Raw genomic sequence first — 9,833 nt, 5'->3', positions numbered from 1 at the left:
AATATAAGCCATTGTTAAAAATGTAGTTACTCCAGCGATTACCTCTTGTTTTATATTTGTTCCGTGTTTTTCTAATTTAAAAAAATCCATTTTTTTCTCCCTTGTAATTTTTTTTATAAAAAAAATTAAACCCCATGTAATATAAATATACAAGGGGTTTATTAGTTACATTTTATCACAAAATATTTCTAAAAAATTTATGAAAGTGATTGCAATCAATTACCCCCATAATAAGTCATTTACGGTGACTTGTAGAAACTTCCAACCAAATTATGAAATTATATGGGTTTAATATTTTTAAAATATTAATTCTACTACAGATAGTGCAACAATTATCCACATAGTAGGTTTTACTTTTTTTACATTTCCTGATAAAACTTCTATAATTGCATATGAAATAAATCCAAATGTAATTCCAGTACTAATACTATATGTCAAAGGCATTAGAATTATTGTTAAAAATGCTGGGATAGCAATTTCTATTTTATGTAAATCAATATCTATAAGGTTTTTAAACATATATACCCCAACAATAATAAGTGCTGGTGCTGTAGCAAATGCAGGAACTATTCCTATTACAGGAGTAAAAAACATAGCTAAGAAAAATAATATTGCTGTTGTAGCAGATGTAAGACCTGTTCTTCCACCTTCTGCTATTCCAGAAGCTGATTCTATAAATGTAGTAGTAGTACTAGTTCCTAGTAATGACCCTATTACAGTAGCTGCTGCATCGGCCTCTAATATTTTACTTACATTTTCAATTTTTCCTCTTTCATCTATCATCTCAGCTTCACTTGTACAAGCTACAATAGTTCCTACTGAATCAAATAAGTCTACAAACATAAATGAAAATATCGGTCCAATCATAGATATTTTCAAGGCTCCTAATATATCTAATTTAAAAGCTATAGGAGCTATACTTGGAGGAGTAGACATTATTCCATTTGGTAATTCTACATATCCCAAAATTATTCCTACTATAGTTATTGTAACTATTCCTATTAAAATACTACCCTTTACTTTTTTTATTTCTAGGGCTCCCATGATTATAAATCCTGTTAAACCTAAAATTACAGTTGGAGTTAAAGGTCCTAATCCTACTAAAGTTGCTGGATTATCTATAATTAATCCTAAGTTTCTTAACCCTATAAATGCAATAAATAATCCTATACCTGCACCTACTGCAAGTTTAAGGTGGTGAGGAATAGCCTCTATTATTTTTTCTCTAAATCCAGTCATTGTAAGTAATAAGAATACCATCCCTGATACAAATACTACCCCTAGAGCTACATTCCAAGTTACTCCCATTCCAAGGACTAAAGTATATGCAAAGAAAACCGCAAGCCCTATTCCTGGTGCCATAGCTAATGGAGCATTAACCCAAAGAGCAGTTATCATAGTTCCTGTAAATGCTGCTAAGCAAGTAACGGTAATTAGTGCTCCTTTATCCATCCCAGTTTCGCCTAATATCCCTGGATTAAGAAATATAATATAAGCCATTGTTAAAAATGTAGTTGTCCCAGCTATTATTTCCTGTTTTACATTTGTTTTGTGTTTTTTCAATTTAAAAAAATCCATTTTTTCTCCTATTTTAATAATATAATTGTTAAAATTATAAAAACCCCATGTTCTACACAAGGGGTTCATTACTTATAATTCAATCATACCTATTAAAAAAACTTTTGAAAGTTTTAAAAAAATCATGGGGAAATTACAATTAATTAACCCCATAGTAAGTCATTTGCGGTGACTCGTAGAAACTCTCAACCAATTATGAGAATATATGGGTTTAAATATTTAATAACTAATATTACAATAATTTAATTAGCAATGTCAAGAATTTCTTTTTTCAATCCTATCTTTTTTATTAAATAACATCCTGAAAATTCTATCTTATTTCCATCTAAAATCTCTCTAGATCTCTTGTAATCTGTAGGATTTATACGTAGTGATAAACCACAACTAGACGTTATCTCCCTAGGAACAGGAATTATTCTTATATCTAAACTTTCTTCTTTTAATAACTTTTCACTCTTTATAGCCATATGAGTAGACTCAAAGGAGATAAGGTTAAATTCTTCTATTTTTTTCATACTACCCTCTCTCGCCTGTCGGCACTCTCCCATGGCGACGAATATTAGAAATAACTTGTAAATAAAAGTAATTTCTAAATGTCGATAGGGAGAGAGATTTTAATTTTTCTTCTACGGTCTTACTAATTTATCTGCACCTTGCAGTCTTTCCATAATAGTATACATGTTAGTTACCTCTCCTACTGCTAATTTATCTCCTAAATTATAGTAGTTAAGACATGTTCCACAAGTTAGTATTTCTATTCCCATTCCTTCTAATGTTTTAATATCCTCTAGTGTAGGAGCGCCTTCTACTGTCAATTTAGCGCCTCCATTATAAAATAAAACCGTAGTTGGCATGGTATCCATCTCAGTCAATGTATAGATAAATCCCTTCATTAATACGTCTCCTAATTCATCGATTCCTTCTCCCATCTTATCTGAAGAGATCGCTATAACCATCTTTTTATTTGATGCGGCATCATTTGAAACAATAACAGTTCCACCTTCACCCTTAGTAATTACTACTCTATACTTGTGTTCCTCTATTTTTTCACTGCTAGATTCTAATCCCATCTCTCTAGCCATTTTCAGTAAATTTTCCATAGAAGACACATTGTCTACCATTGTTTCTACATGACCATTTTCCTCTATATTTTTTAAAGCTTTTTTTGTTTGAATTACAGGTAATGGACAAGCCAATCCCATAGCATCTATTTTTATCAAAATTAATCACTCCTTATTATTACCCTTTCTCGTTCCTTGGATATTCTCTCTCTTTACATCGTAAAATTTATATTTACTAAAAAGAAATTTTTGTATTTATCAATCGGGAGAAAGACCTATATTTTAATCTTTCAATCTCTACTTTGGTTTCTCTTTTTTAAGGGAGAAACCTCGAAGGAAGAAGGTCTATACTAATACCCTTGTATTATCTATCCTCTTAGTTACTCCTACTTTGTCTAAATGTTCTAAATAAGCAACTAAATATTTTCTACTAGTTTCTATCTTAACTTTAACATCAGGAAGAGCTATCTCATTACCGCCTTCTCCTAGCTCTTTTATTACCATCACTAGATTAGTATAATCTGAATCTAAAAGGAATACGTCCTTTTCTATGAATTTTAATTTTCCTAACAATACCATCATATCAAAAACTCTCTTTAACTCTTTTGGATCACCAGCTAATTTTGACAGTTCCTCATATTTAGGAGGCTTATAGGAATTGTTTCTATATGTTTTTAAGATCATTTCTTTAATTTTTTCTTGACTCCCACTTAATTTTATCTCAAAATCGAAAAGTGAAACTAAACTAGAATTTACTTTAATAACTTTATCATCCTCTAATTTTGATAAAATTTCTAAATAATTTTTATTTTTAAATTTTTTCGAAAAAACCTTATTTCTAAGGGTAGAAGTATTTTCTCCTATAAGGAGTGGATTTTTACTATGAAACTCCTCTAAGATAGCTAGAAGTTCTTCTTTTTTACCTTCTAAATAATTTTTGTGCATATATATGATTTCATTTAAAGCTGTTAACTCTAAAACTTCTTTGTTTTTAACCAATTTTTCTAAAGATTCGGTAATATCTTCACCACTTCCAAAGTTTAACTTTATATCTTCAAAAGTTGGATATTTAGAACTTAATTCTTCAATTACACTAGATAATTTAATACTGTTATCGTTTTTTCCACCCTTTAATGTTTCAATTAATTTTTCATCAAATCTTTTAGCTTTTGTAGCTAATGGATTTAGGATGGTTATTCCTCCAATTGTAAACATAGGGGAATAATTACGAAGTATTCCTAGATCTCCAGTAAACCCTACTAATTCCTTTTCTAAGATTAATTGAGCATATCCACTGTCTCCAGCTTTTAATTCCTGTTGATCCAATAATTTGATTCTACAGATGATCTCTTTAGTCCCATGATGAAATCTAACCCTTTGATTATTCTTTAAAACTTTTTTATTAGAAGATAGATAGTTTATCTCTACATCCATAAGTCTAGTAACAGAAAGAGCATTAGGAGTAGCTACTACACTTCCCCTCTTTATATCTTCCTTATCTATTCCTGCAAGGTTTATAGCGCATCTATTACCTGCACTAAGAGTATCTACACTTATACCATGGTTTTGTATCCCTCTGATCTTAGCTACCCTATCACCTGGATATATCTGCAATGAGTCTCCGACGTTTAGGTCTTTCCCCTGAGATGTTCCTGTAATAACTGTCCCAAAACCCTTTACACTAAATGATCTGTCCACTGACATTCTAAAAACTATTTTTTCTTGTTCCTCATTTTTGATAGCCTTTACTAATTCATTCAATGAATTTTTTACATCTTGATAAGAACCTGGATTATCTATCGAAGTTTCAATCATAGGAGCCCCATTTAAGAAACTTCCTCCTAATTCTTCTTCTATTTCATGTCTTACTTCTAGCACCCTTTCTTTACTTGCTTTGTCACACTTAGTTATAACTATAACTCCGTGATGAATTCCTAAAAGTCGAACTATGTCAAAATGCTCACGAGTCTGAGGCATGATCCCATCATCGGCAGCTACTACTAACATAACTATATCTATTCCTGTTGCTCCTGCCATCATATTTTTTACAAATTTCTCATGTCCGGGTACATCTATTATCCCAACTTTTTCCTCTTCTAAATTTAGGTAACTAAATCCTAAATCTATGGAGATCCCCCTCTTTTTTTCCTCAGGTAATCTATCTGTATCTACCCCTGTAAGGTTTTTTATTAACGTAGTTTTACCATGATCTATATGTCCTGCCGTTCCTATTACTATACTCATATTTTATCAATTCCTTTACTTAAAATTTCATATATGTCATTCATGTCATTTTCATTTAAAGTTTTACAATCAAAAACTAATTTTCCGCCTTGAATTCTCCCAACTATAGATAGTAAATTATTTCGAAGAGTTCTCTCTAATTTAACAATACTATGACCTTTATAAGATAATGCTACTCCAAAACTATCCATAAGTTCTGTAGGCATAGATCCTCCTCCAATCATTGCACTAGTCTCCACTAAATCCACTTCTAAAGTTTCTAAAGGTTTTAATTTGCCATATAAAATATGAGCTCTTTTCTCAACCTCGTCTTTTCCCTCTAATATCATTTTTAGAGTAGGAATATTTTTTATAGCTTCTGCTTCATCTAAATATTCTCTCAAAGTAACTTCCAAAGCAGCTATAGTTAATTTACTAACTCTTAAAGTACGTAAAAGGTTATTTCTTTTCATTTTTTCAATATATTGTCTTTTCCCAACTATGATTCCAGCCTGAGGACCTCCTAAAAGTTTATCTCCACTAAATGTGACTACATCTATACCAGATCTTAAACTTTCTTGAACTGTTGGTTCTTTCTTATATCCATATTTAGCGAAATCTATTAATACACCACTACCTAAGTCTTCAATAGAAATTAATTTTTTATCTCTAGCCAACTTAGATAATTCTTCATTTTTAACTTCCTTAGTAAATCCCATAATCTTATAGTTAGAAGTATGTACTTTTAGGAGTGCTTTAGTTTCAGGCGTTATAGCCTCTAAATAGTCCTTCTTGTGAGTTCTATTAGTAGTTCCTACCTCTATTAGCTTAGAACCACTGTATTCCATTATAGCAGGGATTCTAAAGGACCCACCTATTTCTACTAATTCTCCTCTAGATACAATTACTTCACTATTCTTTGTTAGTGTATCCAAAACTAATAATACTGCTGCGGCATTATTATTTACTACTAAAGCACCTTCTGCTCCTGTTATATCACAAATTAATTTTTCAATATGAGAATATCTACTTCCCCTTTTCCCAGTAGGGATATCATATTCTAAATTATTATAGTTACTAGCTATGTTGACTATGTTTTTCACACTATTTTCCATTAATTTAGATCTTCCTAGATTAGTATGAATTATAGTTCCTGTAGCATTTATTACTCTTTTAAGGTTCAATTGATTCTTTGATTCGATTAATTTTATTATCTTATTGGTGATTTTTAATTTTAGTTCTTCTTTCCCTATTTCCATGTCTTCGAATTTTTTACTTAAGATTTCATCTCTATAGAAAGAAATTCCTTCTCTAATAGATTTAATTAGAATATTGTATGGAACAGAATCTTTATATGATTCTAATTTTTCACTTATTAAAAATTCATCTACTTTTGGTAGATTTGATAACAATTTTTTCACTTTTAACCCCCATTTTATTGATTAGATAACTTTCATTCTAAATGTACTTTTTTTCATGACTTCTCCTACAAGACTAGACTTTATATCTAGTTCCTCTAAGTCAGCTAAAAGTTTATCGGCATCTTCATTTGTTACACTTATTAGTAATCCTCCAGAAGTTTGCGGATCAAATAGTATCTCTTCCATAGGGAATGAAATCCCCTCTAAAACAACTTTATCTCCTAGATGTTTTCTATTTTTTTGTCCTGCAGATGTAATCAAGAATTCTTCTGCATATTCATAAGCTTCCTCAATATAAGGTACCTTTTTACTATCTATTACTATACTGATTTCATCATTAAGCATCTCAGATAGATGTCCTAAAAATCCAAATCCAGTTACATCTGTACAACCATTTACTTGATAGTTTTTCATCTTTTCAGCTGAATATTTATTTAATGTTTCCATAAGTTTTATTGCTTCTTTATAAGAACGCTCATTGGCTTCTCCTACATTATGAGCTGTAGTAACAATTCCGATTCCAAGGGGTTTTGTTAAAATTAATTTATCTCCTATTTTGCATCCATTGTTAGCTATTACCTTATCAGGATGTACTACTCCTGTTACAGATAATCCATATTTTGGATTTTCATCATTAACAGAATGTCCTCCACTTAAAATCCCACCTGATTCCATTACTTTTTCAGCTCCACCACGTAAAATATCACCTAATATATTAGGATCTAATTTCTCTGGGAAACACACTATGTTCAATGCTGTAAGAACATCTCCACCCATTGCATATACATCACTAAGAGAGTTAGCTGCTGCTATCTTTCCGTATGTATATGGATCTGCAACTATGGGAGTAAAAAAGTCTAGCGTTTGAATTAAGGCCATATCCTTACTTACCTTATATACTGCAGCATCGTCAGCACTATCGAATCCAATAAGTAGATTCTCGTCATATGCTTTTGGAATATGAGCTAATACTTTTGATAGAACACCCGGTCCTATTTTAGAAGTTCAGCCACCACCACTGCAAAATTTTTCAAATTTGTTCATCTTATTACCTCCCATATTTTTTACCATTTTACCATTTTTCCCATGTTTATTCAATGTAAGAGTGAAAGTTAAACTAAATTAAAATTAAAAAAAATTATCCACATATTACCAAAGTAATTTTTTAATTACTTTGATAATATACAAATAATTTTTATAAAGTTTAAATCTATCTATCTTTAAATAATTTTTTAAATTCCCCATACCCTTCTTTTTCTAAATCTTCTACAGGGATAAATTTAAGAGATGCTGAGTTCATACAGTACCTAAGACCTGTAGGCTCGGGACCATCGTTAAATAGATGTCCCAAATGAGCATCTCCATCCTTACTTCTAATTTCTATTCTCTTTTGAAAAAGTTTGGTATCATCTTTTTTTATAATATTTTCTGGAACTAATGGTTTGGTAAAACTAGGCCATCCTGTTCCAGATTTATATTTGTCTATAGAACTAAAAAGCACTTCTCCAGAGATAAGATCTACATAGATTCCATCTTTTTTATTGTCCCAATATTTATTGTTAAATGGCGGTTCTGTAAATTCTTCCTGTGTTACCTTAAACTCTAAATCTGTTAATTTTTTCTTCAATTCATACCACCCCCAATCTTTTCTACCTTTTCCCCAAATTTCATCTAAAAATTTATCCCTTCCAGATCTATTCCTATAATATTTATATTTCAATGAATTTTTCTTATAATAATCTTGGTGATACTCCTCAGCTTCATAAAAAGTAACAGCAGGCAAGATAGGAGTAACTATTTTATTTTTATATACCCCTCTTTCTCCTAAATTTTTTTTAGATAACTCTGCATTTTTTCTTTGATCCTCGTCAAAATAAAATATTGCTGTAGTATACCCATGTCCCCTGTCTACAAATTGTCCCCCTGAATCTGTTGGATCTACCTGTTTCCAATAGATTTTCAAAAGTTCTTGATAAGTTATTTCATATGGATTAAACATAACTTCTACAACTTCTATGTGCCCTCCAGAACCATAGTTATTATAGGTTGGGTTGGTGGTAGTTCCTCCTGCGTATCCTGATACTACAGACTTAACTCCATTTATCTTTTCAAAGGGCTCCTCCATACACCAAAAACACCCCCCTGCAAAGAGAGCTTTTTCATACTGGGCTCCATACATAGTAAGACTCATTAGAATGATTAATAGCATTATTAATTTTTTCATAATTATCCTCTCCTTTAATAGGTTTTATTAATTTAGAATAATAATATAATTTATTTAATGTCTAATATATTAGATACTAAAAAAAAGAAAAATCCCTTTAAAATAATTTATTAAGAATTTCTCTTTCAAACTACAAGTATGATATTATTAGAAGTACAAAATCTATAATTTTAGGAGTATTTAATTATGAAAAAAAATATTGCTCTCCTTGCAGGAGGAAAAAATTCTCGAATGGGTGGATTCACCAAATCTTTTTTAAAATTTGAAAATGAATTTTTCTTCCAAAGAGTTTTAAAAGAGTTTAGTAATTTTGATAGAATAACTATAATATCCAATGAAAAAAAGATCTATAAAGAATATCCAATTGAAATATTTGAAGACCTTGTAAAAGACAAAGGACCCTTAGGTGGTATCTATACAGCTCTTTCATCTATCAACGATAGTTGTTTTATTGTAGCTTGTGATATGCCCTTTTTAAACCCAAAAAAAATCCTAAATTTCTATAATGACTTAGCTGATTATGATGCTGTAATTCCTTTATACAAAGGACGTCCTCAACCTCTCTGTGCTCTTTATAATATAAGTATTCTTAAATATATAAAAGAAGCTATAGCTGACGATGACCTCAAAATAATGATTCCTCTAAAAAAAGCTAATATTAAATTTGTAGAGATAGATGACGATAAGTTATTTGTAAATATAAATACCCCAGAAGAATATGACACATTAACTCTTTAAATTCTTTTTATTTCCATAAATAAAAAAGAGAAAGGATTTTTGAATAAGATGAGAATAAATATCAAACAAAAATGGAAAGATAAATAAAAGGAGATATTAAAAATGAATTTAGAAATTAAAAAATTTGATGAACTAACACCAATAGAAGTATATGAAATATTAAGAGTAAGATCGGAGGTTTTTGTAGTAGAACAAAATTGTGTCTACAATGATGAAGATGGAAAAGATATAGAATCTATTCATATTATGATAAAGAAAAATGATAAAATCATTGCCTATCTGAGAGTTATAAAGCCAGGGATTTCATATGATAATGCTTCTATAGGTAGAGTATTAGTGACCCCTGAGTCAAGAAAAATGGGTTTAGCTAGAAAAATTGTTTGTGCTGGAATGGATTATATAATCAATAACTGGAATGAAGAAAAAATAACCATAGGAGCAGAAGATTACCTAAAAAAATTCTATAAAAGTTTAGGTTTCAAAGTAGTTTCTGAGGTTTATTTAGAGGACGGAATCCCCCATGTGAAGATGACTTATAATAAGAGATAAACTTTTTTTATTATTAAAAAATTCACTTTACACATTTCT

9 protein-coding genes and 2 riboswitches are annotated in these 9,833 nt (G+C 30.3%); of the genes, 2 read left to right on the top strand and 7 right to left on the bottom strand.

Annotated elements, in window-relative coordinates:
- Window positions 1–208: 208 nt before the first annotated feature.
- Window positions 209–306: riboswitch (purine riboswitch) on the bottom strand.
- The 7 genes from WBG30_RS02620 to msrB form a co-directional block, all read right to left on the bottom strand.
- Entirely contained in the window at window positions 298–1,578 is a 1,281-nt protein-coding gene (locus WBG30_RS02620; RefSeq protein WP_424503086.1) for an NCS2 family permease, read from the bottom strand. (Overlaps the previous riboswitch by 9 nt.)
- A 132-nt stretch (window positions 1,579–1,710) precedes the next feature.
- Window positions 1,711–1,807, bottom strand: a riboswitch (purine riboswitch).
- Window positions 1,808–1,820: 13 nt separating this feature from the next.
- Window positions 1,821–2,093, bottom strand: coding sequence for a DUF3343 domain-containing protein (locus WBG30_RS02615; protein WP_424503085.1), 273 nt, complete (start codon window positions 2,091–2,093; stop codon window positions 1,821–1,823).
- Window positions 2,094–2,204: 111 nt separating this feature from the next.
- Window positions 2,205–2,798, bottom strand: coding sequence for a sulfurtransferase-like selenium metabolism protein YedF (gene yedF, locus WBG30_RS02610; RefSeq protein WP_424503084.1), 594 nt, complete (start codon window positions 2,796–2,798; stop codon window positions 2,205–2,207).
- A 186-nt stretch (window positions 2,799–2,984) separates the two neighbouring features.
- Window positions 2,985–4,883 (bottom strand): selenocysteine-specific translation elongation factor, encoded by a 1,899-nt coding sequence (selB, locus tag WBG30_RS02605; RefSeq protein ID WP_424503083.1) that lies wholly within the window; start codon window positions 4,881–4,883, stop codon window positions 2,985–2,987.
- Window positions 4,880–6,283, bottom strand: a complete 1,404-nt coding sequence (selA, locus tag WBG30_RS02600) for an L-seryl-tRNA(Sec) selenium transferase (RefSeq protein ID WP_424503082.1) — start codon at window positions 6,281–6,283, stop codon at window positions 4,880–4,882. Before selA ends, selB begins: the two co-directional genes overlap by 4 nt.
- 21 nt (window positions 6,284–6,304) lie before the next feature.
- A complete protein-coding gene (gene selD, locus WBG30_RS02595) occupies window positions 6,305–7,279 on the bottom strand; it encodes a selenide, water dikinase SelD (RefSeq protein ID WP_424503090.1) in 975 nt (324 codons plus the stop codon).
- A gap of 214 nt (window positions 7,280–7,493) precedes the next feature.
- Window positions 7,494–8,462 (bottom strand): peptide-methionine (R)-S-oxide reductase MsrB, encoded by a 969-nt coding sequence (gene msrB / locus WBG30_RS02590; RefSeq protein WP_424503089.1) that lies wholly within the window; start codon window positions 8,460–8,462, stop codon window positions 7,494–7,496.
- Window positions 8,463–8,693: 231 nt separating this feature from the next.
- Here msrB and WBG30_RS02585 point away from each other — a divergent pair, with 231 nt between their 5' ends.
- Window positions 8,694–9,245 carry a molybdenum cofactor guanylyltransferase gene (locus WBG30_RS02585; protein WP_424503081.1) on the top strand — a complete coding sequence of 184 codons (552 nt, stop codon included), beginning with the start codon at window positions 8,694–8,696 and terminating at the stop codon, window positions 9,243–9,245.
- Between the two features lie 102 nt (window positions 9,246–9,347).
- On the top strand, window positions 9,348–9,794 hold the full coding sequence (locus WBG30_RS02580; protein WP_424503080.1) for a GNAT family N-acetyltransferase: 447 nt from the start codon (window positions 9,348–9,350) through the stop codon (window positions 9,792–9,794).
- Window positions 9,795–9,833: the final 39 nt, after the last annotated feature.

It is taken from the genome of Psychrilyobacter sp. (genome assembly GCF_049671765.1).
Taxonomy (GTDB): domain Bacteria; phylum Fusobacteriota; class Fusobacteriia; order Fusobacteriales; family Fusobacteriaceae; genus Psychrilyobacter.
The sequence above is the reverse complement of the archived record's forward strand: the minus strand, read 5'-3'. Positions and strand labels throughout refer to the sequence as shown.